Source organism: Micromonospora sp. NPDC047620 (genome assembly GCF_043205005.1).
Taxonomy (GTDB): Bacteria; Actinomycetota; Actinomycetes; order Mycobacteriales; family Micromonosporaceae; genus Micromonospora.
The window spans coordinates 126,619-151,228 of record NZ_JBIDDG010000004.1; the positions used below are offsets into that span (position 1 = coordinate 126,619).

At 74.7% G+C, this 24,610-nt stretch carries 23 protein-coding genes; 14 read left to right on the forward strand and 9 right to left on the reverse strand.

Annotation, left to right across the window (positions count from 1 at the left end; all coding sequences use genetic code 11):
- Positions 1-46: 46 nt before the first annotated feature.
- From ACGF5C_RS06190 to ahcY, 13 genes are all read left to right on the forward strand, one after another.
- Entirely contained in the window at positions 47-466 is a 420-nt protein-coding gene (locus ACGF5C_RS06190) for a YbaB/EbfC family nucleoid-associated protein (RefSeq protein ID WP_393297192.1), read from the forward strand.
- Positions 466-804, forward strand: coding sequence for a hypothetical protein (locus ACGF5C_RS06195; RefSeq protein WP_350682685.1), 339 nt, complete (start codon positions 466-468; stop codon positions 802-804). The genes ACGF5C_RS06190 and ACGF5C_RS06195 overlap by 1 nt, the downstream gene beginning before the upstream one ends.
- 18 nt (positions 805-822) lie before the next feature.
- A complete protein-coding gene (locus ACGF5C_RS06200; protein ID WP_393297194.1) occupies positions 823-5,175 on the forward strand; it encodes a toxin glutamine deamidase domain-containing protein in 4,353 nt (1,450 codons plus the stop codon).
- Positions 5,172-5,621 carry a hypothetical protein gene (locus tag ACGF5C_RS06205; RefSeq protein WP_393297196.1) on the forward strand — a complete coding sequence of 150 codons (450 nt, stop codon included), beginning with the start codon at positions 5,172-5,174 and terminating at the stop codon, positions 5,619-5,621. The genes ACGF5C_RS06200 and ACGF5C_RS06205 overlap by 4 nt, the downstream gene beginning before the upstream one ends.
- A gap of 60 nt (positions 5,622-5,681) precedes the next feature.
- Positions 5,682-6,275: a DinB family protein gene (locus ACGF5C_RS06210; RefSeq protein WP_393297198.1), complete on the forward strand. Its 594-nt coding sequence runs from the start codon at positions 5,682-5,684 to the stop codon at positions 6,273-6,275.
- A gap of 166 nt (positions 6,276-6,441) precedes the next feature.
- Positions 6,442-7,122, forward strand: coding sequence for a deoxyribonuclease V (gene nfi, locus ACGF5C_RS06215; protein WP_393297199.1), 681 nt, complete (start codon positions 6,442-6,444; stop codon positions 7,120-7,122).
- 315 nt (positions 7,123-7,437) lie between these two features.
- Positions 7,438-8,583, forward strand: coding sequence for a hypothetical protein (locus ACGF5C_RS06220; protein WP_393297201.1), 1,146 nt, complete (start codon positions 7,438-7,440; stop codon positions 8,581-8,583).
- A gap of 69 nt (positions 8,584-8,652) precedes the next feature.
- Positions 8,653-10,038 carry a phosphomannomutase/phosphoglucomutase gene (locus tag ACGF5C_RS06225; protein ID WP_393297203.1) on the forward strand — a complete coding sequence of 462 codons (1,386 nt, stop codon included), beginning with the start codon at positions 8,653-8,655 and terminating at the stop codon, positions 10,036-10,038.
- A gap of 62 nt (positions 10,039-10,100) precedes the next feature.
- Positions 10,101-10,286, forward strand: coding sequence for a Trm112 family protein (locus ACGF5C_RS06230; RefSeq protein ID WP_350682673.1), 186 nt, complete (start codon positions 10,101-10,103; stop codon positions 10,284-10,286).
- Entirely contained in the window at positions 10,283-11,479 is a 1,197-nt protein-coding gene (locus tag ACGF5C_RS06235) for an SIS domain-containing protein (protein WP_393297205.1), read from the forward strand. The genes ACGF5C_RS06230 and ACGF5C_RS06235 overlap by 4 nt, the downstream gene beginning before the upstream one ends.
- A 76-nt stretch (positions 11,480-11,555) precedes the next feature.
- Complete coding sequence (locus ACGF5C_RS06240; RefSeq protein WP_393297207.1) at positions 11,556-12,557, forward strand: cation diffusion facilitator family transporter; 1,002 nt, start codon at positions 11,556-11,558, stop codon at positions 12,555-12,557.
- 3 nt (positions 12,558-12,560) lie between these two features.
- A complete protein-coding gene (gene manA / locus ACGF5C_RS06245) occupies positions 12,561-13,724 on the forward strand; it encodes a mannose-6-phosphate isomerase, class I (RefSeq protein WP_393297208.1) in 1,164 nt (387 codons plus the stop codon).
- A gap of 315 nt (positions 13,725-14,039) precedes the next feature.
- The gene (ahcY, locus tag ACGF5C_RS06250) at positions 14,040-15,539 is read left to right on the forward strand and encodes an adenosylhomocysteinase (protein WP_393297210.1); all 1,500 of its coding nucleotides are present in this window, start codon (positions 14,040-14,042) and stop codon (positions 15,537-15,539) included.
- Between the two features lie 154 nt (positions 15,540-15,693).
- Here ahcY and ACGF5C_RS06255 read toward each other — a convergent pair whose 3' ends face one another.
- From ACGF5C_RS06255 to ACGF5C_RS06270, 4 genes are all read right to left on the reverse strand, one after another.
- Positions 15,694-15,861, reverse strand: coding sequence for a hypothetical protein (locus ACGF5C_RS06255; protein WP_357692434.1), 168 nt, complete (start codon positions 15,859-15,861; stop codon positions 15,694-15,696).
- Between the two features lie 40 nt (positions 15,862-15,901).
- Positions 15,902-16,774, reverse strand: a complete 873-nt coding sequence (locus ACGF5C_RS06260; RefSeq protein WP_393297212.1) for a tetratricopeptide repeat protein — start codon at positions 16,772-16,774, stop codon at positions 15,902-15,904.
- Positions 16,771-17,217 (reverse strand): hypothetical protein, encoded by a 447-nt coding sequence (locus ACGF5C_RS06265; RefSeq protein WP_393297214.1) that lies wholly within the window; start codon positions 17,215-17,217, stop codon positions 16,771-16,773. The genes ACGF5C_RS06260 and ACGF5C_RS06265 overlap by 4 nt, the downstream gene beginning before the upstream one ends.
- 122 nt (positions 17,218-17,339) lie before the next feature.
- A complete protein-coding gene (locus ACGF5C_RS06270) occupies positions 17,340-18,395 on the reverse strand; it encodes an RDD family protein (protein ID WP_393297216.1) in 1,056 nt (351 codons plus the stop codon).
- A 33-nt stretch (positions 18,396-18,428) separates the two neighbouring features.
- Between ACGF5C_RS06270 and ACGF5C_RS06275 the strand changes: the two genes are divergently transcribed.
- Positions 18,429-19,415, forward strand: a complete 987-nt coding sequence (locus ACGF5C_RS06275; protein ID WP_393297218.1) for a stage II sporulation protein M — start codon at positions 18,429-18,431, stop codon at positions 19,413-19,415.
- Positions 19,416-19,440: 25 nt separating this feature from the next.
- Here the strand turns inward: ACGF5C_RS06275 and ACGF5C_RS06280 are convergent, their stop codons facing one another.
- The 5 genes from ACGF5C_RS06280 to ACGF5C_RS06300 are packed head-to-tail and all read right to left on the reverse strand — an operon-like array spanning position 19,441 to position 24,596.
- Positions 19,441-20,751 carry a DUF58 domain-containing protein gene (locus ACGF5C_RS06280; protein ID WP_393297219.1) on the reverse strand — a complete coding sequence of 437 codons (1,311 nt, stop codon included), beginning with the start codon at positions 20,749-20,751 and terminating at the stop codon, positions 19,441-19,443.
- Complete coding sequence (locus tag ACGF5C_RS06285; RefSeq protein ID WP_393297221.1) at positions 20,748-21,740, reverse strand: AAA family ATPase; 993 nt, start codon at positions 21,738-21,740, stop codon at positions 20,748-20,750. Before ACGF5C_RS06285 ends, ACGF5C_RS06280 begins: the two co-directional genes overlap by 4 nt.
- On the reverse strand, positions 21,737-23,179 hold the full coding sequence (locus ACGF5C_RS06290; protein ID WP_393297223.1) for a DUF4350 domain-containing protein: 1,443 nt from the start codon (positions 23,177-23,179) through the stop codon (positions 21,737-21,739). Before ACGF5C_RS06290 ends, ACGF5C_RS06285 begins: the two co-directional genes overlap by 4 nt.
- Positions 23,176-23,757, reverse strand: coding sequence for a DUF4129 domain-containing protein (locus tag ACGF5C_RS06295; RefSeq protein WP_363701777.1), 582 nt, complete (start codon positions 23,755-23,757; stop codon positions 23,176-23,178). Before ACGF5C_RS06295 ends, ACGF5C_RS06290 begins: the two co-directional genes overlap by 4 nt.
- On the reverse strand, positions 23,754-24,596 hold the full coding sequence (locus ACGF5C_RS06300) for a hypothetical protein (protein ID WP_393297226.1): 843 nt from the start codon (positions 24,594-24,596) through the stop codon (positions 23,754-23,756). The genes ACGF5C_RS06295 and ACGF5C_RS06300 overlap by 4 nt, the downstream gene beginning before the upstream one ends.
- Between the last annotated feature and the right edge of the window lie 14 nt (positions 24,597-24,610).

The following is a 24,610-nucleotide window of genomic DNA, read 5'->3' on the forward strand; positions in this document are numbered from 1 at the left end:
TCGTGGCGGCCGGTATGGTTCGCCCTACCGACGGTGACCGGGGAGGGTGGCGTTGGGCGAGAGCGTGGACCGGGACGCCAATCGCGCGCTGCGGGCGCGGTTCGACGAGGTGTACGGGGACTACCGGCGACTTCGGTCCGGTTTGGACGAGCTGCGGGTCCGGCTCGCCGAGCTGCGGGTGACGGAGCGCTCCGACGACGGTCAGGTGACCGCGACCGTCGGGGCCCGGGGCGACCTGATCTCGGTGGAGCTGCACCCCTCCGTCTACCACGACCGGGACGCGAAGGCGCTGAGCCGGAAGATCACCACCACGATCCACCGGGCCGGTACGACCGCCGCCTCCGCCACCCAGGAACTGGTGGCCGGCTACCTGCCCGCCGGCTCCGGAGCGGTCGACTTCCTGCGTACGGGTGACTTCGGGTCGTTGCTGGGCCGGGCGGACTCGGCGCTGCGCCGGGGCGAATGATGGACGGGCAACTCTGGCTCGACCCGCAGCGTGCCCGGCGCGGCGGCACCGACCTCTCGCTCGCCGGCGAGGCCGTCGGCGCACGGCGCCGCGAGGTGGGCGGGGCCATTGCGGCGGCGAGCGCATCCCGGCCATGGGGCAAGGACGACATCGGCGCGGCCTTCGAGCAGAAGTACCGGGGCTTCGAGGAGCTGGTGCTGCGCGTGTGGGAGGGCGTGGGGCGGCACCTGGAGGGCCTCGGCGCCGACGTGGTCCGGTCCGTCGACGCCAACCTCCGCACGGACGCGTCGAGCGCTGGCCGGCTCGACCGGGCCGGCGACCGGCACCAGCAGCGCTGATCCGCGGAGGAGACCCGGATGAGTCTGTTGCCGAGCCCCATCCCGCACCCGCTCGACTACTCGCCCTGGGACCTGCCGGGCTGGGTCTACGAGGCCCTCGACTGGGTGATCGGCGTCGAGTGGCCGGAGGGGAACGAGCGGGCGGTCTGGGAACTGGCCGACCAGTGGTACGCGGTGGCCGCCGCGCTGGCCGGGCCGCACGCCGACGCCGTCACGGCCGCCGCCGAGGTGCGCGGCGGGTACGGCGGCGTCGGGGCGATCGCCGCCGCCTTCGACACCGCCTGGCGCCGGGTCGCCGAGGGCGACGAGGCGCCGCTGCCCGTGCTGCTCGCCGTCAGCACCGAGATGGGCCGGCTGGTGGAGGAGTGCGGCTGCGACATCGAGGGCGCCAAGCTCGAGGTCTGGATCGAGCTGGGCATCCTGGTGATCGAGCTGCTGTCGCTGGCGGTCGCCACCGTGCTCACCGCCGGCGCGGCCTCGCCCGCCGCCGGGGCGGCGATCACCGCCACCCGGCTGATCGTGCAGCAGATCTTCAAGCGGCTGATGGCGCAACTGGCCCGCAAGTCCCTCAAGCAGGGGCTCAAGGAGGCCGGCGAGCGGGCGGCGAAGGAGGTCACCAAGGGCGGCGTGCGGGGCCTCGGCCGGCGTGCGGCGCTTAGCGGAGTGTCCGAGGCGGCCGAGGAGAGCGGCATCAACCTCGCCACCCAGGCGTACCAGAACTCGACCGGCCGACGGCACGGGCTGGACATGACGGAGCTGGGCACGACGGCGGTCGGCGGCCTGGCCGGCGGAGCGGTGGCGCCGCTGGCTGGCCTCGGCCGCCACGCCACCGGGCGGGGCGCCCGCATCGGGGAGCACCTGGGCCGCGAGATGACCGGCGAGGTGATGGCCGAGCAGGCCGCGAGCCTCGCCACCGGCCAGGGACTGACCTCCGTGGAGGACGCGGCCCGGGCGGCCGTGTCGGGTGCCCGTGGCTCCGCCACCGCGCAGGCCGACGCCGCGCTGCAGGCGCGGCTCGACGGCCAGATGAGTGCCCTGGCCGGCATGCCGCTGACTGCGATGGACAGCGGGGCTGCGGGACAGACCTCGACCGGCATGGCAGGCCCGGCGGCAAACCTGGATGCACCCCGGCACCCGCTGGCGACGCCGGAGGCGGCGGCGACCCGACACGGCCCACCCGTCGACGTCGCCCCGCCGGCCGCGGAACTCACGTCGGCACCCGAAACGCGCGCGACACCCGGGCCGGGTGCCCTTGAGCCCGGAGTGCGGCTTCCCGAGCAGGGCGCGGCTTCCTCCGGGCTGCCGGCTGCGCCTCCAGAGACCGTTTCCGCCATTTCCATGGTCGCGCCGGCAGCCGAGCCGGCACTCGGGGAAGCGCGGAGCGGCCCCCAGCTCACGCCTGGGCCCGACGCCACCGGGCCCGCGCTGTCCCCGATGTCACATGTCGACGCGTCGGCCGCCCCACTCGATCCGACGCTCTCCTCGGTCATGCCGGAAGCGCCTCCGGCGCCCGCGGTCCCGCTGTCGGTGGGCCCCGGCAACGTCGTCGAACAGGCAGCGGGTGCCGGGGTGACCGCGCAGCATCCGAGTACCACGACAACCGCCCCGTCGGTGGTTGGAGGGACCACGCCGAACAATCCCGGGGTCGCCTCCCCTCTTGGCGGCATCCCGGCGCAGAGCTACCCGGTCGCCGCCACCACGCAGACGGCGGTCGGTGAGGCCACGGCGAGGAGCGGTCTGGCACCGCAGACCGCGCCCACCCTCGTCCCGCCGTCGCCGCCCGGGGCTCCAGAGGACGGACCTGCGACCCGGACGCAGGACGGGGCGGCGCATCCGCCAGGAGCCGCAGAACAACCTCCGCGTCCACGCACCGCCGAGTGGTACGCCGCCAGGTGGGCTGCGGATCGGGATGCGTTCGAACGACGCCGCTACCGGGGGCACTTCCAGTTCCAGCGCACGAACCACGAGGAGAATCGCCGCCGGGACAGCGCGGCCCGGCTACGTCAGGCCGCGGACCGCAGCTACGACGAAGCCCGGTGGCTCGTCAGCGAGGGCCGTCGGCTGGCGCAGGCCGGGCACCGCGTCACCTTCGAGCGCTTCTTCCAGGAGAGCCGGGAACGGGAGCGCTGGTGTCACCAGCAGCGGGATCTGGCCGAAGCGGTCCTCGCCGGGGCGGCCGCCCCGGTCGTCGTCGCCGTCACCGACACGGACTTCCGCGGGATCAACGACGACGTCGGCGACCTGGCACTCGGTGCCGTGGAGACCGCGGACCGCTCGGCGCTGACGAGGGACGACTACCCGCCGCCGATCGACCGGTCGCGGAACTACGGCCAGCCCGGCGGTCTGCGCCCGCCGCTGGCGCTGCACCAGACCGACATCGAGCGGCAGGTCCCGCGCGAGCCCGACGGGAGCGTCAAGCGGACCGCCGATCCGCGACGCGGCGGCTGGTTCGGCTTGGTGAACGACGGCGGGCCGCGGGCCGACCCGACCCGCGCCATCAACTGCATCGACTGCACGCTCTCGCTGTTCGACACCTGGATGCACGGCCGGCCGCGGGTCGCCGCACCCCGCACCTTCGACGCCTACCTGGCCGGTGACGTCACGCGCCCCATCGACGGTGAGTGGGGCGGCATGGGGCGGATCGAGGACGTCACCGGGGGGCGTTTCCAGCGCCTCTGCCAGCCGACGGAGGACGTCCAGGGTGCCGAGCGGCGGTGGGCCGTCGACACCGGCTACCGCAACCTCCACCACCAGCTCCGCATCGGCGGCCACGGCAGCTTCGCCTTCGTCGTCAACAGCTGGGAGCAGGGCGGCTCCCACATCTGGGTCGCCCTCAACCAGCACGGCACGGTGCTCTACCTCGACCCGCAGACCGGAGCCGTGTCGGACGCGCCGCTGTACCGGCACCGGGGCACCCCGCACCCGTACAACGCCGTCGACACCGAGGTCCTGGTGCTTGGCCCGGACGCCCGACCGATGCCGCTCGGCGGGCTGCGGCGCGGCCGGTTCAGCGAGCGTCCGGACCTGCCGGACCACCCGCCCGTCGAGACTGACCAGGGGTACGGCGAGCCGTACCTGAACCGCATGTATCTGCTCGACGACCCCGGGTCGGCCGCCCCGGCTGATGGGCTGCCATCAGCCCGGCCCGAACAGCCGGACTCGGCACTCGATCGAGGCGACGCCCCGCCGGAAGATCTGCGGGCCGCACGGGAACGCGCACAGGCGGAACGGGTGGCGAACGGCGGACCCGTGAGCGCCGTCCTGGCCGACGAGCCGGATCTGGAGGGGGTGTTCGCCGCTGGCGTGACCCCGGTCGAGGTGGCCGCCGGGCTCGATGCCTCGACCCTCCGGCGACTCGTACCGCACCTCGACGAGCCGGCGGCGCGGGACGTGGCGCGGTTGTTCGCGGAGCCGCGCGTGCAGCGAATGCTGGACGACACGTGGCGGACGCCGCCGAAGGACGAGCCGATGCTCGCCGAGACCCTCGTCCGGCAGTTGGTGCAACGGCCCGACCTGGCGCGGATGATCCTCGCTACGCCGGAACTGGCGAACTCGCTGATGGCCCGTCCGGTGACACTGCATCACCTGGCCACTCACCAACAGGCGATCGACGTCCTCGGCTCCGTTCTTGATGACATCGTGGGCTTCGGCGCCGAGGCGGTTGCTCCCGGTGAGGTAGAGCCGCCCGAGGGGGGAATCAGCGCTGCACAAAAGGTGCTCGGTGATTCGGTCAACCCGAGGAAACGTCGGATTTACCAACCCGGATTCGATCCGTCTCAGCAGGACGACGAGACCTATCGTCTGAACTACCTGAACAGCCTGTACATGGAAGCGTCAGTGGCTCAGCCGGAACTGAACGAACTGGCGCTGCGAATGGCTGGAGAGGGTGGGGTGGCGAGCTGGCGGGACAAGCCCAAAGATCGTCAGCGCGCCCTCGACAAGGTGGTGGAATATCAGAACGATGTGTCGTCGTTGAAGGACCTTGCGGCGGCCAGGATCCAGTTCAGAAGTCTTGACGACCTGTATCAGGGACTGCAGCGGATCGGTCAGGAACCCGGCATCGAGGTTCTCGCCAAGAAGGATCGCTTCCTTGAGCCTCAGTTGAGCGGCTACCGGGACGTGCTGCTAAGTTTGCGGATGTCGAATGGGCATGTGGCGGAACTCCGTCTTCAGCTCCTAGCCTTGGACGAGGTTGCGGAGTGGGAACACGCGCTTTATGAGATACGCCGAGACCTCGACGCAATGGCGGAGTCGCAGGACCGTCCTTTGACGACTCTGGAGTTGGCGATACGGGACGGGCTTGTCGTCCGAGAGCAGGAAGCGTTCCGAACTGCTCTGGAACGCCATGAGCGAGAGGCGATGGAGTGGTGAATAGTCGGCCGCCGGGAAGGCTTCCGGCCTTCTTCAGTTACTACGAGACCCCCCTCAAGCTCATATCAGATGAGGTGGGGCGGATCCAGGGTTGGCGACTATCAAGGAAGACCGGCGGTTGGGAACGGGCTGACGAGTTGGTCCGCAAAGTTCTCCTCGTCGGCGGTGATGAGATTGAGGAGTTGTCGCGCGACGAGTTCATCGGATTCACCGAGCATGACCGAGGGCGGTATCTACGCGGCAGCGGCCCGATCTTCGCCCTGTACGAGACGGTGAGTGCGATTGAGGAACAGGCGGACGCGGAGCGTCGGCCGCTCACGCCTCACGAGACAGCGTTGGTCACGGGAATCCGTAGGAAGACCTTCGTCATGTTCGAAGAGGAACTCCGGCGAGCGGGAGACCCCGCAGCTGATCCTCTGCTAGGCGCAGAAGGCGGCGAGGGGTGAGTTCCCCCGACGGCGGAAACTTGTTGCGGCCCTGGTTCGGTGTCGGTCAGGGTCGCTCGTATGGCTGAATCCCCTGCTGGCCTCGCCACCCCCGCCGCCGACCGTCCCACCCAGAACTTCGCCTGGTCGAACATGTTCGTCCACCCGGACGACGACCCCCGCTCCGACGGCAACCACCACGACGAGCGGACGATCCTCGTCGAGTACCTGCGCGACCAGCGACTCACCCTGGAACTCAAGTGCGCCGACCTGGACGCCGAGGCGCTGGCCCGGCGGGCCGTACCGCCATCGAAGTTGTCGCTGCTCGGCCTGGTCCGCCACCTGGCCGAGGTGGAGCGGGGCTGGTTCCGGCGGACGATGGCCGGTCAGGACGTGCCGAAGCTCTACTGCTCGATGGCCGATCCGGACGGCGACTTCGACGGCGCGGTCGGCGAACCGGAGGTGGTGGCCGAGGCGTGGCGCACCTGGCGGGCGGAGGTGGAGTTCGCCGAACGCTTCGTCGCCGAGTCCGACGACCTGGGGGTCACGGGCCGGCACGGCGACGGGGAGGTCTCGCTGCGGGAGCTGCTGGTGCACATGATCGAGGAGTACGCCCGGCACAACGGCCACGCCGACCTGCTCCGCGAGCTGATCGACGGCCGCGTCGGCCAGTAGGGGCGTCGCGGTTCACCGTGGACGGGGTGGTTGTGAGGCCGGAATAGCATGGCGAAATGGCTGAATCAGACACCGACCAGCGGTCCGCTGGCCAGCAGAGTGCCGGCAGGCAGGCCACCGGCCGGTCGTCGTGACGACGGACGGATCGGGAATCGCGCAGGTCGGCATGTCTGAGGTGTTCGCTGTGCCGGGCGGCGTGGCGGAGGCCCTGGCCGTGCAGGAGCGGTTGCGGCCGCTGGTCGACCTGGTCGGGCCGGGGCCGGCCGAGCCGGCGACGGTGGCCGGCCTGGACGTCGCGTACGCCGAGAGTGGCGACCGCCTCGCGGCGGCCGTGACGGTGCTGGACGCCCGGACGCTCGCGGTGGTCGACTCGGCGGTCAGCGTGGGCCGGCCCGCCTTCGACTACGTCCCGGGGCTGTTCGCGTTCCGCGAGCTGCCCGCGTTGCTCGACGCGCTCGACCGGCTGACCGTGCGGCCGGAGGTGCTGGTCTGCGACGGGCACGGGCTGGCCCACCCGCGCCGGTTCGGGCTGGCCTGCCATCTGGGCGTGGTGACCGGCCTGCCGGCGATCGGGGTGGGCAAGACGCCGCTGCTCGGCGAGTGGGCCCCGCCGGCCGACGAGCGCGGCGCGTGGACGCCGCTGCGCGACGGGGACGAGATCGTGGGTCGGGTGCTGCGTACCCGGGACGGCGTGAAGCCGGTCTTCGTGAGCGTCGGTCACCGGATGAGCCTCGACAACGCGACGGCCCGGGTGCTCGCGTTGACGCCGCGCTACCGGCTGCCCGAGACCACCCGTACCGCCGACCGGCTCTGCCGCGACGCGCTGGCGGCCGCCGCGTCGGGCTGACGCCCGCAAACGCCCGCCCGCCCGAGACGCCCGCAAGAACCCGCGCGCCCGAGACGTCCACAGACGCCCGCCCGCCCGAGACGCCACAGACACCCCGTCCGAGACGCGCGGAGTGTGCCACCGGGAGCGTCGACGCCGAGGTGCCGGCCCGCCCCGCTGACGAATGGTCAGGTGCAGGGACCGGATGTGAGGTGCGGCGACGCGACCACCGGGGTAATACGGCGCACATCCGGAGCGTTCTATGACCGGGCCCCACCCGGGGGCGGTAGTAGCCTACCGGCGGACCCCCGTCGGGGGAGGAACGGCGAGGTGATCATGGCGGTACGTCGGCACGCGGCGCGGCTCGCGACGGTCTGCGCGTTACTGGGTGGCCTGGTGGCGCTCGGCGCGACGCCGGCGCTCGCCGACGACGACTCGGTCCGGGTGCGGTCGGCCGGCAGCTTCACGGCCGGCGGTTCCGCCGAGGGCGTCTCGATCGAGGTACGCAAGCGCAGCGACGGCTGCGTGCTGCTGCGTACCACCTTGGGGCTGCGCCTGGGCGGCCTGCGGGCCGACCAGGTCAGGGCGCAGGTCAACGTGGGCGGCCACTGGTTCCCGGTGTCGCTCTCCGGGGGCGGGGGCAGCGTGGCCACTCCGGCCACCTCGCCGGCGAACCCGCGGCTGTGCAAGGGCAAGAGCATCACGGTGCGCTACCGGGTGGCGTTCGTCCAGGGTGCGCCGGGCGGCCGGCTGACGGTCACCGGCGCGGCCAGCAACGCGCTCGGGCAGTTGCTGGGCCGGGGTGCCGAGGCGTCCCGGGTGGTCGGTGGCCGGGCCTCCGCGTCGCCGACGCCCTCGAAGAAGCCGTCGCCCACCCCGAGCGCGGTCGCCTCGCAGGCGAAGACCGCCGAGGAGTCGCCGGCCCTGGCGGCCCTCGCCGGGCAGGGCGCCGGCGCCACCGTCAACGCCGCCGAGGAGGGGTCCGGCGGCGGGTCGGCGGTCATGTTCTTCGGCATCGCCATGGTGGCCGTCGGGGTCCTGCTCATCATCCTGCTGTTCCGCCGCTCCCGGGCGGACAAGGAGCCCGCCGACGACCTGCCGCCCGTCCCGCTGCCCCGCGGCAACCCCGGCGGCACCACCTACCGTTCCGCGCAGGGCCCGGCCGCCGTCCCCGTCCCGCCCGGCCAGGTGTACGGCCAGCAGCCGCCCGTCCCCGGCGTGTACGGGGGGACCCCCGCCCCGCGTCCGGCCGGCGGTGTGTACGGCAGCCGCCCGACCCCGGAGGCCACCCAGGTGGTGCCCGGCGGGTCCACCCCGCCGCCGGTCTCCGCCCCGCCCGGGAACCCGACGTCGACGCCGCCCGCCCCGGGGCAGTACGGCCGGCCGACGTCGGCTCCGCCCGCCGCCGGGCGACCCGGTGACCCGCCCCCGGAGGCCGGCGGCGGCGACCAGACCAGGTTCATGCCCCGGCTCCCTGGCTGAGCCGGGGCGCCCCGCGCCCCTCCGATACGCTCAGGCCGTTGACGACCTGCGGCGCGAGGAGCGATACCGGTGTCTGATCTGTCCCAGATCGTGAAGGCCTACGACGTTCGTGGGACGGTGCCGGACCAGTGGGACGAGCGGGCCGCCGAGGCCCTCGGCGTGGCCTTCGCGCAGGTGCTGGACGCCTACGGCGAGGGCGGCGACGCGGTGCTCATCGCGCACGACATGCGTGCCACCGGTCCCGGTCTGGCCGCCGCCTTCGCCGCCGGGGTGCGTGCCGAGGGGCGCTCGGTGATCGAGCTGGGGCTCGGCTCGACGGACATGCTCTACTACGCCTCCGGCACGTTGGGGCTGCCCGGCGCGATGTTCACCGCCAGCCACAACCCGGCGCAGTACAACGGCATCAAGATGTGCCGCTCCGGTGCCCGGCCGATCGGGCAGGACAGCGGCCTGGCCGAGATCCGCCAGCGGGCGCAGGCCCTGCTGGACAAGGACGAGGCCCGTCCGGCCGGCGAGCCGACCGCGCCGGCCGAGCGCCGCGACCTGCTGGCCGGCTACGCGGCGTACCTGCGCGAGCTGGTGGACCTCTCCACGATCCGCCCGCTGAAGGTCGTCGTCGACGCCGGCAACGGCATGGGCGGCTACACCGTCCCGGCCGTGCTCGGCGACGCCGTCCTGCCGGCGCTGCCGCTGGAGATCGTGCCGCTCTACTTCGAGCTGGACGGCACGTTCCCCAACCACGAGGCCAATCCGCTGGACCCGGCCAACCTGGTCGACCTCCAGCGCGCGGTGCTCGAGCACGGCGCCGAGATCGGCCTGGCGTTCGACGGCGACGCCGACCGCTGCTTCGTGGTCGACGAGCGCGGCGAGCCGGTCTCCCCGTCGGCGATCACCGCCCTGGTGGCGGCCCGAGAGCTGGCCAAGCACCCCGGCTCGACGGTGATCCACAACCTGATCACCTCCAGCGCCGTGCCGGAGATCATCCGCGAGCACGGCGGCGAGCCGGTCGTCGCCCGGGTCGGTCACTCCTTCATCAAGGCGGAGATGGCCCGCACCAACGCGATCTTCGGCGGTGAGCACTCCGCGCACTACTACTTCCGGGACTTCTGGTTCGCCGACACCGGCATGCTCGCCGCGCTGCACACCCTGGCCGCCCTCGGCGAGCAGTCGCTGCCGATGTCCGTGCTGGCCGGCGAGTACGAGCGGTACGTCGCCTCCGGCGAGATCAACTCGACCGTGGCCGACCAGGCCGCCAAGGTGGCCGAGGTTCGGGCCGCGTACCCGCAGGCCGAGGCCGACGAGCTGGACGGCCTCACGTTGCGCTTCCCGGACGGCGCGTGGTTCAACCTCCGCGCCTCCAACACCGAGCCGTTGCTGCGGCTCAACGTCGAGGCCCCGACCCGGGAGCGGATGACCTCGCTCCGCGACGAGGTGCTCGACCGGGTTCGCCGATAAGATCGCCTGCGCCGGTCGGCACCGTCGATCGGTGAAACCGCATACGTGGAAGGAGCCGCGCCGTGGCCCTGGACCCGCAGTTGCTGGAAATCCTCGCCTGTCCGGACACGCATCACGCCCCGCTCGACTACGACGCGGAGGCGCAGACGCTGACCTGCACCGAGTGCGGTCGGATCTTCGAGGTCCGCGACGACGTGCCCGTGCTGCTGCTGGACGAGGCGCGCGGCGGCCCCGCGGAGCGGTCGTGATCGAGGGTACGGCCGGGGTCAGCGGCCGCCGCGATCCCGACGAGGCCCTGCTCGACGACCAGGACGCGCTCGCCGAGCACGACCCGGGCGGCATGCTGCGGCACACCGCCTCCGCCGGGGCGCAGGTCCGCGAGTCGGCCGCCCTGGCCGCCGAGGCGAACCTCCAGGTGCTCGCCGACGAGGGCCGGCCCCGCGCGGTCGTCATCGCCGGCATCGGCACCGCCGGCCGTACGGGTGACGTGCTGGCCACCGTCGCCGGGCCGCGCTGCCCGGTGCCGGTCATCCCGCACCGCAGCGCCGGGGTGCCCGGCTGGGTGGGGGCTGCCGACGTGGTCATCGCCGTGAGCGCCTCCGGCCGCAGCCCCGAGGCGCTGGGCGCCGCCGAGGCCGCGCACCGGCGGGGCGCCCGGCTGGTCGCCGTCGGCGCGCCCGACTCGCAGTTGCAGTCGGTGGCCGAGCGGGCCCGGGCGCCGTTCATCCCGGTGCCCCGGCGCGCCCCGGCCCGGGCCAGCCTCTGGGCGCTCACCGTGCCGGTCCTGCTCGCCGCCCGTACGCTCGGCCTGGTGAAGGTCAACGAGGCGGACCTGGCGGAGACCGCGGCCCGGCTCGACGCGGACGCCGACCGGTGCCGCCCGACGGCCGAGTCCTTCGTCAACCCGGCGAAGTCGCTGGCCCTGGGCCTGGCCGGCTCGGTGCCGATCGTCTGGGGCTCGTCGCCGCTCGCCACCGTGGCGGCCCGCCGGTTCGGCGACACCCTGTCCGCCAACGCCCGCTACCCGGTGGTCAGCGGGGCGCTCGGCGAGGCCGGGCGGGGGCGGGTCGGGCTGCTCGACGGCGTCTTCGGCGGCCTGGCGGAGGGGGAGCGGGACATCTTCGCCGACCCCGACGACGAGGCGCCGGCCGGCACCCGGCTGCGGCTGGTGCTGCTGCGCGACGGCGGGCTGAACCCCGAGGACGACGCCGACGAGCCGCTCGACGTCGAGGAGCGCCGCGCGGGCGCGGTGCAGACCCTCGCCGAGCGGCGCGGTGTGCGCTGCGACGTGGTGACCGCCGAGGGCGGCTCCGCGCTGGAGCGGCTCGCCTCACTGGTCGCCGTGCCGGACTTCGCCTCGGTCTACCTCGCCCTGGCACACGGACTGGATCCGATGGCCGTTCCGGCCATCACCGAGATGAAGGAGCTGGCGAACCAGTGAGCGATAGCAGGGTGCGGATCGAGCGGCGCGGGGCGCCGGTGCCCGGCGGCGCCGCGCGACGGAACGGGGCGGCGGCGTGAGCGCCAACGGCGGGACGAAGGCGATCGTCGCCGCGCTGCTGGCCAACGTCGGCATCGCCGTGACCAAGTTCGTCGCGTTCGTGCTGACCGGGTCGTCGTCCATGCTGGCCGAGTCGATCCACTCGGTCGCCGACTCCGGCAACCAGGGGCTGCTGCTGCTCGGCGGCCGGCGGGCCAAGCGGGCGGCCACCCCGCAGCACCCCTTCGGCTACGGCCGGGAGCGCTACATCTACGCGTTCATCGTGTCCATCGTGCTGTTCAGCGTCGGTGGTCTGTTCGCCCTGTACGAGGCGTACCACAAGTGGTCGCACAAGGAGGGCATCCACTCGTGGCAGTGGGTGCCGGTCACCGTGCTGGTCGTCGCGATCATCATGGAGTCGTTCTCCTTCCGTACCGCCATCAAGGAGTCCAACCTCGTCCGGGGCAACCAGTCCTGGGTGAAGTTCGTCCGGCGGGCCAAGGCCCCGGAGCTGCCGGTGGTGCTGCTGGAGGACCTGGGCGCGCTGGTCGGTCTGGTCTTCGCGCTCTTCGGCGTCGGCATGACGCTGATCACCGACAACGGCCGGTGGGACGCCGTCGGCACCGCGATGATCGGCGTGCTGCTGGTGGCCATCGCCATTATCCTGGCCGTCGAGACCAAGAGCCTGCTGCTCGGTGAGGGCGCCGAGGCGCACGACGTCGCCGCCATCGAGAAGGCGGTCACCGACGGCCCCGAGTTCGAGCGGATCATCCACATGAAGACGCTCTACCTCGGCCCCGAGGAGCTGTTGGTGGCCGCGAAGGTCGCCGTGCCGGCCTGCGACAACGCCGAGCAGCTGGCCCGGAGCATCGACACCGCCGAGGCCCGGATCCGCGCCGCCGTGCCCGCCGCCCGGGTGATCTACCTGGAGCCGGACATCTACAGCGCCGCCGCGGAGCGGTCGGCCACCGGGAGCGCGGCGCACACCGCCGTGCCGGGATCCGAGCCGGGTGAGGCCGCCGGGCGGCCCGGGAGCTGACCGGTGGAACTGCTGTACGGACCGATCAGGGACTACGCGTGGGGGTCCCGCTCGGCGATCGCCCAGTTGCAGGGCAGGCCGGCGCCGAGCGACGGCCCGGAGGCCGAGCTGTGGCTGGGCGCCCACCCGGGCGACCCGGCCATGGTCGACCGCGACGGCGGCCGGATCAGCCTGACCGACCTGCTGCTCGCCGAGCCGGACCACTGGCTCGGCGAGCGGCTCGTCGGCCGGTTCGGCACCCGGCTGCCGTTCCTGCTCAAGGTGCTCGCCGCGGACGCCCCGCTCAGCCTGCAGGCGCACCCGGACGCCGAGCAGGCCCGCGCCGGGCACGCCGCCGACGCCGGTCGTCCCGACGGGCAGCGCAACTACGTCGACCCGTACCACAAGCCGGAGCTGCTGGTCGCGCTCTCGCCGATGGAGGCGCTCTGCGGGTTCCGTGACCCGGTCGCCTCGGCGGAGGCGCTCGCGGGGTTCGGCGTACCCGCGCTGGAGCCCGTGCTGGCGGCGCTGCGCACCGGCCCGTCGGGGCTGCGCGACGCCGTACGGCTGCTGCTGACCTGGCCCGCCGACGAGCGCGACGCGCTGGTGCGGGCCGTGGCGTCGGCGGCGGTCGTGGGACCCGATGCGGAGCTGGCCCGGGAGCTGGCCGCCGCCTACCCGGGCGACCCGGGGGTGCTGGTGGCGATGCTGCTCAACCGGGTGCGGCTGGCGCCCAGGGAGGCGATCTGGATGCCGGCCGGCAACCTGCACGCCTACCTGCGGGGCACCGGCGTGGAGATCATGGCGGCCAGCGACAACGTGCTGCGCGGCGGTCTGACGCCGAAGCGGGTGGACGTCGACGAGCTGCTCCGGGTGCTGCGCTTCGAGGTGCTCCGGGAGCCGGTGGTGCCGCCGCTGGAGGTCGACCCCGGGGTGGTCACCTGGCCGGTGCCGGTGGACGACTTCGCGCTGCACCGGGTGACGTTGGGCGCGGCGCTGCCGGCGGTGACGCTGTCGATGCCCGGGCCGCGCGTGGTGCTCTGCTGCGCGGGGGAGCTCTCGGTCGACGACGGGACGGGCGCGGTGACGCTCGGACAGGGGCAGGCCGCGGTCGGCACGGCCGCCGCCGGGCCGCTGCGCGTGGCGGGCACGGGCGAGGCGTACGTGGCGAGCTGCGGCCTGGGCTGAGCCGGTCGTCCGCCCAGCGGTCGCCGGGCAGGGCAAGTCCGACTTTCCCGGAATGGCTTGACGCTGCGACTGCACAGTGTGACTCTATGGGTACGCAGCGTTATCGCGACGACGGTCCGAGAACGCGCGCGAGGGATCCAAACCGGGGGGATGCACGGGGCGGGCGGCTGGTGGACGGAGAGTCCGTCCACGACCGACCGCCCCGTGCGCTGCCCGCTTCTGTCTTCCTGCTCTCTTCACCGGCCGGTCCCTTCCACGGCGGCCCGCGCGCGTAAGGTGGAGGGTCGCGCAGCACATCGTCCGACAGGAGCTTCCATGACCAGCACCCTCCCGGCGTCCGCAAGTGGAACGCCGTCCGAGGCCCGGCCGAGCACCCTCGCCGAGGGCGACTACAAGGTGGCGGATCTGTCGCTCGCCGAGTTCGGGCGCAAGGAGATCCAGCTCGCCGAGCACGAGATGCCCGGCCTGATGGCGATCCGTCGTGAGTTCGCCGACGCCCAGCCGCTCGCTGGCGCCCGGATCACCGGGTCGCTGCACATGACCATCCAGACCGCCGTCCTGATCGAGACCCTGGTCGCGCTCGGCGCGCAGGTCCGCTGGGCGTCCTGCAACATCTTCTCCACCCAGGACCACGCCGCCGCCGCGATGGTGGTCGGTCCGGAGGGCACCCCGGAGGCCCCGGCCGGCGTCCCGGTCTACGCCTGGAAGGGCGAGAGCCTCGAGGAGTACTGGTGGTGCACCGAGCAGGTGCTCGCCTGGCCCGACGGGCAGGGCCCGAACATGATCCTCGACGACGGCGGCGACGCCACCCTGCTGGTGCACAAGGGCGTCGAGTTCGAGAAGGCCGGGGCCGTCCCGCCGGTCGAGTCCGCCGACTCCGAGGAGTACGAGGTCATCCTCGGCGTGCTGCACCGCTCGCTCGCCGAGGACGGCCAGCGGTGGACCCGGATCGCCGCCGGCATCAAGGGCGTGACCGAGGAGACCACCACCGGCGTGCACCGGCTCTACGAGATGCACCGCGCCGGCACCCTGCTCTTCCCCGCCATCAACGTCAACGACTCGGTGACGAAGAGCAAGTTCGACAACAAGTACGGCTGCCGCCACTCGCTCATCGACGGCATCAACCGGGCCACCGACGTGCTGATCGGCGGCAAGATGGCGGTCGTGCTCGGCTACGGCGACGTCGGCAAGGGCTGCGCCGAGTCGCTGCGCGGCCAGGGCGCCCGGGTCGTGGTCACCGAGGTCGACCCGATCTGCGCCCTCCAGGCGGCGATGGACGGCTACCAGGTCGCCACCCTCGACGACGTGGTCGAGCAGGCGGACATCTTCATCACCGCCACCGGCTGCTTCGACGTCATCACCAACGAGCACATGGCCCGGATGAAGCACCAGGCCATCGTCGGCAACATCGGCCACTTCGACAACGAGATCGACATGGCCGGTCTGGCGAAGCGGTCCGACGTGGAGCGGGTCAACATCAAGCCGCAGGTCGACCTCTGGAAGTTCGCCGACGGGCACGCGATCATCGTGCTGTCGGAGGGCCGCCTGCTGAACCTGGGCAACGCCACCGGCCACCCGAGCTTCGTGATGTCGAACTCGTTCGCCAACCAGACGATCGCCCAGATCGAGCTGTTCACGAAGACCGAGGAATACCCGGTCGGTGTCTACGTGCTGCCGAAGCACCTGGACGAGAAGGTCGCCCGGCTGCACCTGGAGGCGCTCGGCGCCAAGCTGAGCACCCTGACCAAGGAGCAGGCCGCCTACCTCGGCGTCTCCGTCGAGGGCCCGTTCAAGCCGGAGCACTACCGGTACTGAGCCGACCCGCACCGACCGGGCCGGCCCGCGCCAGCGGGCCGGCCCGTCGGCGTCTCCGGCGACTGCGGGCCGCCGACCCGTCGGTGTGCCCCGGCGGGCGTGGGTCAGCCGGGGCGGGAGCCCTCGGGGCCGGGGCCAGCCGGGGCGGGAGCGGTCAGTCCGGGCGGGAGCGGCGGCGGGCGGGGCGGACCCAGGTCCACACGCACCAGGCGAGCCAGGCCAGCGAGACCACCGTGGCCAGGGTGCGCAGGCGCAGCGCGCTGAGCAGCAGCACCACCGCCAGGACGGCCAGCCACGGCCCGAACGCCCTCACGACCGCCACCGCCGACACTCGCTCACGACCGCCACCGTCCGCACCGCCCTCACGACCGCCACCGGCCGAGGACCATGCGGCGGACCAGCGGCGGGGCGATCCACGACCAGACGCAGAAGAGCGCCCACGCCAGGCCGAACAGGCCCGCGAGCAGGTCCAGCCCGGCGAGGTTGAGCAGCACCACCACGCCGATCGCGAGCAGCCAGGTGCGGAGGATCCCCAGCCGGTAGAGCGGCCGCAGCGGCAGCAGCAGCGGGTGGGTGTACACCCGGGTCTCCCAGGCGGCCTCGGCGTAGTCGGCGTCGGTCGGGTCGTGCGCCACCGCCTGGCCGAAGGCGCGGTGCGCGGTGCCCACCCGGCCGCGCCGGGCCGCGGCGACGCCGTGCAGGGCGAGCGCCACGGGGTTGGCCGGCCACGCCCCGAGGAACTCGCGGGAGATGCGCTCGGCGGCCCGGTCGTCGCCCCGGGCGTACGCGAGCTGGAAGCGGGAGGCGAAGACGGCCGGCGCGTCCGGGACGATCGCAGCGGCGCGGGCGACCAGGCGTTCCGCCTTGTCGGTCTGGCCGACGGCCGAGCAGAGGTCGGCGTACTGGCAGAGCAGCCACGGGTTCTCCGGCTCGATGGCCAGCGCGTCGAGCAGCGCCCGCTCGGCGGGGGCGAACTCGCGGCGGTGGCGCAGCGCGAGACCCAGCCGGCCGAGCAGCTCCGCGTCCGGGCCGGCCTCGGCCAGGCCCTGACGGGCGGCGGCGACCACCTCGTCCCAGCGGTCCAGCCCGGTCAGCGCCGCCGCCCGCAGCCGGAACGCGGCGGGGCTGGCGGCCAGCGCGGCGGGGAGCCGGTTCACCTCGTCCAGGGCCTGTTCCAGCCGGTTCAGCTCCAGGAGCTGGGCCACCCGGGCAAGCTGGGTCTCCGGGGCGGTCACGCGGCGGCCACCAGCATGACCAGCGCGGCCTCGGCGAAGCCGAACAGGAGCACCGCCCCGACGCCGGGCAGCCACAGCGACGCCGGCTCGCCGCCGCGCAGCTCGTACGCCCGGAACCGGCGCTTCTGCGTGGCGGAGGCAGCGAGCCAGACCAGCGCGCCGGCCAGCGCCCCGATCAGCCGGACGGGCCGGTCGGCCCCGTCGTCGAAGACCACGAGCGTGACCACCAGCCGGGCCACCAGCCCGGCCAGCCCGACGCCGAGCACCGCCAGGTGCGTCCGACGGGGCAGGCCCAGCCGGTGCCCGTTGACCAGGGCCAGCACGGTGGCCGCCGTCGGGCCGCCGAACACGGCGGGGAAGATCAGCGACTGCGGTCGCCACGGTGGGCGACGCGCCTCGTACGCCGCCGGCGCGATGGTGGGGGTGAACAGGTCGTCGGCCACGGTGTTCCCGTCTCGGTAGGGGCGAGCGAGCCGGATCCTGCCACAGCCGGGCGACGGTCGGCGGTCCCGCGCCCGCCCAGCGGGTGTCTCCCGCCCGCCGCTCGGGTGCCCGCGCCCACCGGTCAGGTGCCGGCGTCGGGCGTGGACATGGCGCTCGCCGGCGCCGACGGGGCAACCGCCGGCCGTACCGCCGCGACGGGCTGCGCCGGCACGGCGGCCGGCGCGCCGCCGGGCACCGCCGGACGGATCGTGCCGGGTGGCGCGGCGCCCTCGGGCGGGGCGGCGGCCGGGACCGCGCGGGGCGGCGTGGGCGGGCCGGGCGTCAGCTCCGGCCAGAGCGTCGCGGCGACGGCGCGACCGCGTCCCAGCCGGTGCCAGGCCCGCCGGTGCCGCTCGCCGAGGACCGCGGCCAGGTAGACCGACTCCGGCATGCCCGGCGGCGGGGGCGGCGTGGTCACCGCCGAGATCTCGGCCCACAGGCCGCGGCCCAGCCGCCCGCGGGCCGGCTCCGCCAGGTGACGCACCCGGGCCAGGTACTGCCGGACGGCCAGCGCCAGGCCGTCGTCGAGCCGGCTCAGGTCCAGCGTGTACGCCCAGCCGACCAGCACGGGCACCGCCGTCGGGACCGGCCGCCAGGCGGTCGCCGTCCGGGTGTGCACGACCAGGGTCCCCGCCACCAGGTCGCCCAGCCGGCGCCCCCGCCGGTCGGTCAGCATCACGGTCACGCCGGCGACCCAGCTCAGCAGCGGCAGCACCAGGCCCGGCCACTCCACCGCCACGCCCACCAGCGCCCGGGTCAGCGACTGCCGCAGCCCCACCGGGGCGCCGTCGGCGCTGACCACCCGCAGCCCGACCGCCATCTTGCCCAGCGTCCGGCCGTGGTTGAACCGCTCGCAGAGCACCGGGTAGCCGACCAGCACCAGCACCAGCCCCACCGTCGCGAGGGCACCGGTCAGCGCCCCGTCGACCAGCCCGGTCGGCAGGTTGGTGAGCACGACGCCGGCGGCGATCGACAGCACCAGCACGAGGAGCAGTTGGGCCAGGATGTCGAGCATCAGCGCGAGCACCCGGGAGCCGATCCGGGCGGCCCGGACGTCCAGCTCCACGGCCTCCCCGCTGACCAGCCCGGCGTCGCCCCACGGGGCGGGTCGGGCCGGCGGTCGTGGTTGCGCTCTCACCCCGACAGTGAACACTATGATCGCCGGACGGGGGTGACGGTGGATCTCGACGCGTACGTCGCGGAACACGGCGGGGAGTGGCGGCGGCTGGAGGAACTCTCCCGGCGCGGCCGGCTCGACGCCGCCGAGGTCGACGAACTCGTCGCCCTCTACCAGCGGGCGACCACCCAGCTCTCGGTGCTGCGCAGCCGCTCACCCGATCCGGCGCTGGTCAGCCAGCTCTCCCAGGTGGTGCTGCGGGCCCGGGCCCGGCTCACCGGCCGCCCGCGGCCGTCCTGGGCGGCGGTCGGCAGCTTCCTGCTGGTGGGCTTCCCGGGCGCGGTCTACCGCGCCTGGCCCTGGTGGTGCGGGGTGGCGACCGCCTTCACCCTGCTCAGCTTCTTCCTCATCTGGTACGTGGCGGGCAACCCGGAGACTGCGGGCGCGTTCATCGGTGAGGAGGCGGCCGCCGACCTGGTCGAGTCCGGCTTCGCCGGCTACTACACCGAGTTCGCCGCGCCGACCTTCGCCTTCCACCTGTGGACGCACAACGCCTGGCTCGCCGCCCAGTGCCTCGCCGCCGGGGTGCTCATCGTCCCCGTGCTCTACCTGCTCTGGCAGAACGCGCTCAACATCGGCGTGGTCGGCGGGGTGATGGTCGCCTACGGCCGGGCGGACGTCTTCTTCGGACTGATCACCCCGCACGGGCTGCTGGAGCTGACCGGCGTCTTCGTGGCTGCCGGGGTGGGCCTGCGCGTCGGGTGGGCGTGGATCGCGCCGCCCGCCCAACTCACCCGGGGGCAGGCGGTCGCCCGGGCGGGCCGCGAGGGCGTCCTGGTCGCCGTCGGCCTGGTGGGGCTCTTCGCGGTCTCCGCCGTCGTCGAGGCGTTCGTGACGCCCGCGCCCGTGCCGGTCCCGCTCCGCGTCCTCGCGGGCGCCGCCGTCTGGCTCGCCTTCCTGGCGTACGTCGTGGTGCTCGGCCGCCGGGCGACCGCCGCGCCGGAGAGCGACGACGTCCTCGACCCGCACGCCCGCCGCTGAACGCCTCGCCCCGACCGGCCGGGGATCAGAGCTGGCCGAGGGACTTGAGGCGCAGGTAGGTGTCGGCCAGGGTGGGGGCCAGGCGGCCCGCCGGGGCGTCGACGACCGTCACCCCGTTCCGGCCCAGCGCGGCGCGGACCCGGTCGCGTTCGGCCAGCGCCCGCCAGGCCGCCGCCGCCGCGTAGGCGTCGCCGGCGCGCTGCGGGACGGCCGTGGTGAGCGCGGTCAGCACCGGGTCGTGCGTCGCGGCGATCACCACCTTGTGCCGGGCGGCGAGCCGGGGGAGCACCGGCAGCAGCCCCTCGCCGAGGGCGCCCGCCTCCAGCGCGGTGAAGAGCACCACCAGGCTGCGCTGGCGCTGCCGGCGCAGCAGCTCACCGGCGATCAGGTCGAAGTCCGTCTCCGCCAGCGCCGGTTGGAGCGGGGCGAGGGCGTGCACCAGCCGGGAGAGCAGGGCCGGCCGGCCGGTACCCGTCACCGTGGCCCGGACCGCCGTGTCGGCGGCGAGCAGGTCGACCCGGTCACCGGCGCGGGCGGCGAGGGCGGCGAGCAGCAGCGCGGCGTCGATCGCGGTGTCCAGCCGGGGCTCGTCGCCGACCCGCACCGCCGACGTGCGGCCCGTGTCCAGCACGCAGACCAGCCGGCGGTCCCGCTCCGGCCGCCACGTCCGCACCAGCACGTCGGCCCGGCGCGCGCTCGCCCGCCAGTCGATCGACCGGACGTCGTCGCCCACCACGTACTCGCGGAGGGTGTCGAACTCCGTGCCCTGGCCGCGGCCCCGGCTGACCTGGGTGCCGTCGATCACGCGCAGCCGGGCCAACTTTTCCGGCAGGTGCCGGCGGGAGTCGAAGCGGGGCAGCACGCGCAGCGTCCACGGCGGGGTGGCCGGGCGGCCGGAACGCTGGCGGAAGCCCAGACCCATCGGCCCGAACGAGCGCACGGTCAGCGCCACCGCCGGCCGGTCACCCCGCCGGAGCGGGGTGAGCCGGCTGGGCAGCGCCACCGTCCCGCCCGGCTCGACGCGCACGAGCTGCGCCGGGGGCACGTCGGGACGCGCGCCGGCCGAGGGCACCCAGGCGTCGCGGACCCGGGCGCGCAGCGTACGGCCGGTGGGGTTGTGCAGCAGCAGCGCGACGGTGGCGGTGCCGCCGAGCCGCACCGCGCGGTCGCCCTCCCGGGTCGCCGCGAGTGCCCCCGGCGGCACGGCCAGCGCCCGGTCGACCAGCACGAGCAGCAGCACCGCGCCGGTCATCACCAGCAGGCCGACGAACGGCGCCGGCCAGGCCGGCAGGGTCAGCGCGCCCGCCGCCAGCAGGAGCGCCGCCCGCCAGGTCATCGCGGCGTCGGCACGGTGGCCAGCACCGTGTCCAGCACCGCGTCCACGCCGACGCCCTCCAGCTCGACCTCGGGGCGCAGCCGCAGCCGATGCCGCAGCGTCGGCCGGGCGACCGCCTTCACGTCGTCCGGGACGACGTGGTCACGGCCGGCCAGCCAGGCCCACGCCTTGGCGGTGGTGAGCAGCGCGGTCGCGCCCCGGGGCGAGGCGCCCAACTCCAGCGCCGGCGTGCTGCGGGTGGCCCGGCACAGGTCGACGATGTAGCCGAACAGCGGCTCGGCCATGTGCACCCGGCCGACCGCCGCCCGGGCGGCAGCCAGGTCGGCCGCGCTGGCCACCGGCCGTACGCCGGCGGCCGTCAGGTCGCGCGGGTCGAAGCCGGCGTGGTGCGCGCGGAGCACCCCCAGCTCCTCCTCCCGGCTGGGCAGCGGCACGGTGAGCTTGAGCAGGAACCGGTCGAGCTGCGCCTCCGGCAGCGGGTAGGTGCCCTCGTACTCGATGGGGTTCTGGGTGGCGGCGACGATGAACGGGTCGGGCAGCGGACGCCGGTCGCCCTCGACCGAGACCTGCCGCTCCTCCATGACCTCCAGCAGCGCCGACTGGGTCTTCGGGGGCGTCCGGTTGATCTCGTCGGCGAGCAGCAGGTTGGTGAACACCGGCCCTTCGCGGAAGGTGAAGGCGGCGGTGTGCGGGTCGAAGATCAGCGAGCCGGTCACGTCCCCCGGCATCAGGTCCGGGGTGAACTGCACCCGCTTGGACCCCAGGTCGAGCGCGGTGGCCACGGTGCGGATCAGCAGGGTCTTGGCCACCCCCGGCACGCCCTCCAGCAGCACGTGCCCGCGGCAGAGGAGGGCGATCACCAGGCCGGTGACGACCGCGTCCTGCCCGACGACCGCTTTGGCGACCTCGGCGCGCAGCCGGTGCAGGGCGGCACGGGGGTCGGCGGGGTCGGCGGTCAGCGGATCGGCGGTTCCGGCGGGTCGGGTCACCGGGTGTCTCCTTCGGGTCGGTGCGGGTGCGGTGCGGCTGCCGGGGGCGGCCCGTCGGCCGGGTGCGGGGCGACGGTGCGGGTCAGCCGGTCCAGCGCGCGGGCCAGCTCCAGCAGGTCCTGGTCGGTGTCGGGCGCGCCGCCGTAGAGCAGTTCCTCGGTCCGCCCGAGGCCGTCGCCGGTGCGGGCGGCGACCGCGGCGGCCACCTCGGCGGGCGGGGCGGTCGGCGGCAGGTTCAGCCGGGGCAGCAGGCGGTCCCGGGCGGCGGTACGCAGCGTCCGCGCGGCCGCGTCCCGGGCGCCGGCCTTCTCGTAGAGCCGGGCCCGGCCGAGCACCGTCTCCGCCGAGCGGACCGTCACCGGCAGCGGCTCCGGCGCCGGCGGGCCGAGCCGGCGTGCCCGCCAGAGCGCGGCCAGCAGGGCGGCGACGGCGAGCTGCACCAACAGCGCCCAGAACCAGCCGGGGAAGGCGGACCAGAGCGGGTTCGGCGGGTCGGAGCCGTCGGCGCGGGAGTCGTCACCGTCGTCGTCGGAGCCGCCGCCCGGTCCGCCGGGCCGCCCGTCGCCGCCGCCCGGGCCGCCGGGGCGACCGCCGCCCGGCCCGCCGTACTCGGTGGAGCCGCCCGGGGTGGGCGACCAGGCCGGGCTGCCGCTGCTGCCGGAGCCGAAGGTCGGCGGGGGCGCCTGGCCGTCCAGGTCGAGCCACACCACCCGGCCGAGCCCGCCGAGCAGGGCGGTGGCGAACGCCCGGTTGTCCCACTCGTCGATCCGGTCGTTGCGGAACGGGTCGCTGGCGCCGACCACCACCACGCTCTCGGGGACCCGGAGCAGCCGGGCGAGCCCGCCGTCGAAGCAGAACTGCACGGGCGCCGACCTGCCCGGGGTGACCGCGTAGCGTTGCAGCCCGACCGCCGCCCGCCCGAGCTGGCGCAGCTCGGGCATCGGGCAGGGCAGGCCCGCCGCGTCGGGCTCCACCGCCTGCGCGGCCCACCGCCGGCCGGCCGGCTCCACCGGCAGCGGGACCGCGTCCAGGACGCGCCGCGGCGGATCCACCAGCACCAGCCGGGTGGCCGAGGGAAGCGAGCTCAACGCACCGACCGTGTCCGGGTGCAGCAGCGCCGGCGCGGGCACGAAGAGCGTGGCCGGCCCGCTGCGGGCGGCCAGCAGCGCGCGCAGCGTGTCCGTCTCGCGCTGCACCGTGACGCCCCGCTCGCGCAGCGCCTCGGCGAGCCGGCTGCCGCCGTCGTCCCCGGTCGCGACGGGGGAGAGGAACCCCCGGTCGGTGGGATCGGGCTGGTCGACCGCGTGGGTGACCAGGGTGGTGGTCAGCAGCAGCGCGGCCAGGCCCAACGGGATCAGCAGCCGGTGCCGGCGGCGACGCCGCCGGGGGGCGTCGCCGGCCTTCGGGGCCGGCTGGGCGGCGGTGACCTGTGCGCTCATGGTCGTGGCCCGTCCTCGGGTCGGCCGGTCAGCAGCCGGTCCAGGTCGGCGGCGTGCTCCCGCATCCGCCGGTCGTGCTCGGCTGAGGCGGGGCGCTGGCCGTACCAGAGTTCGGAGAAGATCGCCCCGGCGGCGCCCAGCGGCGGGCCGACCTGCGGACGGCTGGCCGTCGCGGCCCGCACCACCTCGACGACGGTCATGCCGGGCTGCGGCTGGAGCACCCCCCGGGCGACCAGCTCGCGGATCATCGCGCGCAGCCGTTCCCGGACGGCCTCGGCGTACCGGCCCTCGGCGGCCAGCCGGTCGGCGAGGGAGACGTACGCGGCGGCCGGCAACTCCGGCTCCGGCTCGCGCGGCGCGGGTACGACCGGCGCGGGGGCGTCCACGGGCCCGGGCTTCCGGCGGCGTCGACGCAGCCGGGGCAGTCGGGGCAGCCGGCGGGGCACCCAGGCGGGGTACGTGTACCAGCCGACCGCCACCAGCACCGCGGCGAGCACCAGCAGCAGCGCGGCCAGGGGCAGCGGCACCCGGTCGCCGAGCGCGGCCGTGGTCTCGGTCCACCACCGGCTGAAGCTCATCGGTCGGCCGCCAGCAGAACGGTCTCCGGCGTGCCCGCCCGGGCCCGGGAGAGCCGGATGTCCAGCCCCTCGGTGCGCATCCGGGTCTCCAGGTGCAGCACCGCGTCGAGGCAGGCCAGCGCCGGGTACGCGATGCTGTTCACGCCCGCCCACACGGCCAGCGACAGCCAGGGGGCCCAGGCCCGGTCGACCAGGTCGAGCGCGTCCAGCCCGTAGTAGACGCCGATGCCGAGGCCGAGGCGGACGATCCACCAGGACAGGTAGCCGAGCAGCCGGATCCCGCCGGCCCGCCCGCCGCCGCGTACGGCCAGGGTGGCGGCGCGCAGCGGGGCCCGCAGCGGGTGCACCCGGTCGACGACCAGCGCCGGCGCCACGGCGCCGAGCAGGGCGAAACCGATGAACCAGGCCGGCCCGAACAGCGCGGCCGTCCACATCACCAGCCCGACCAGGGCGGCGAGCAGCACCGTGGCGCCCCAGCGGGCACCGGCGGGACGGAGCACCTCGCGCGGCCCGACCGTTCGGCCGAACAGCGCGCCGCCGGCGGCCCGGGCGGCCGGGTTGCCCAGCAGCGTGATGATCGTCGCCTCGGTCGCCGCGCCGACGGCCAGCAGCAGCCAGTACGCCCCGAACTGCTTGAACTCGAGGAACCAGACGGGTGGCTCGGCGTCGGCGGCGAGCCGCAGCGGGTATAGCAGGAGTTGCTCGCCGACGGCCAGGGCGAGGGCGAGCGGGACCAGCACCCGGGCCTGGCCGCGCAGCAGCAGGACCGCGGAGTCCAGCAGCTCGCCGACCGTGAGCGGACGGCGCGGGAGCACGGCGGTCGGGCCGGCGTCGGGCACGCGTACTCCTGGGG

Coding starts and splice junctions, on each gene's coding strand:
- ACGF5C_RS06200 (WP_393297194.1), top strand. CDS start 823: ATGAGTCTGTTGCCGAGCCCCATCCCGCACCCGCTCGACTACTCGCCC.
- ACGF5C_RS06290 (WP_393297223.1), bottom strand. CDS start 23,179: ATGAGCGCACAGGTCACCGCCGCCCAGCCGGCCCCGAAGGCCGGCGAC.
- nfi (WP_393297199.1), top strand. CDS start 6,442: ATGTCTGAGGTGTTCGCTGTGCCGGGCGGCGTGGCGGAGGCCCTGGCC.
- ACGF5C_RS06280 (WP_393297219.1), bottom strand. CDS start 20,751: ATGACCTGGCGGGCGGCGCTCCTGCTGGCGGCGGGCGCGCTGACCCTG.
- ahcY (WP_393297210.1), top strand. CDS start 14,040: ATGACCAGCACCCTCCCGGCGTCCGCAAGTGGAACGCCGTCCGAGGCC.
- ACGF5C_RS06295 (WP_363701777.1), bottom strand. CDS start 23,757: ATGAGCTTCAGCCGGTGGTGGACCGAGACCACGGCCGCGCTCGGCGAC.
- ACGF5C_RS06210 (WP_393297198.1), top strand. CDS start 5,682: ATGGCTGAATCCCCTGCTGGCCTCGCCACCCCCGCCGCCGACCGTCCC.
- ACGF5C_RS06195 (WP_350682685.1), top strand. CDS start 466: ATGGACGGGCAACTCTGGCTCGACCCGCAGCGTGCCCGGCGCGGCGGC.
- ACGF5C_RS06220 (WP_393297201.1), top strand. CDS start 7,438: ATGGCGGTACGTCGGCACGCGGCGCGGCTCGCGACGGTCTGCGCGTTA.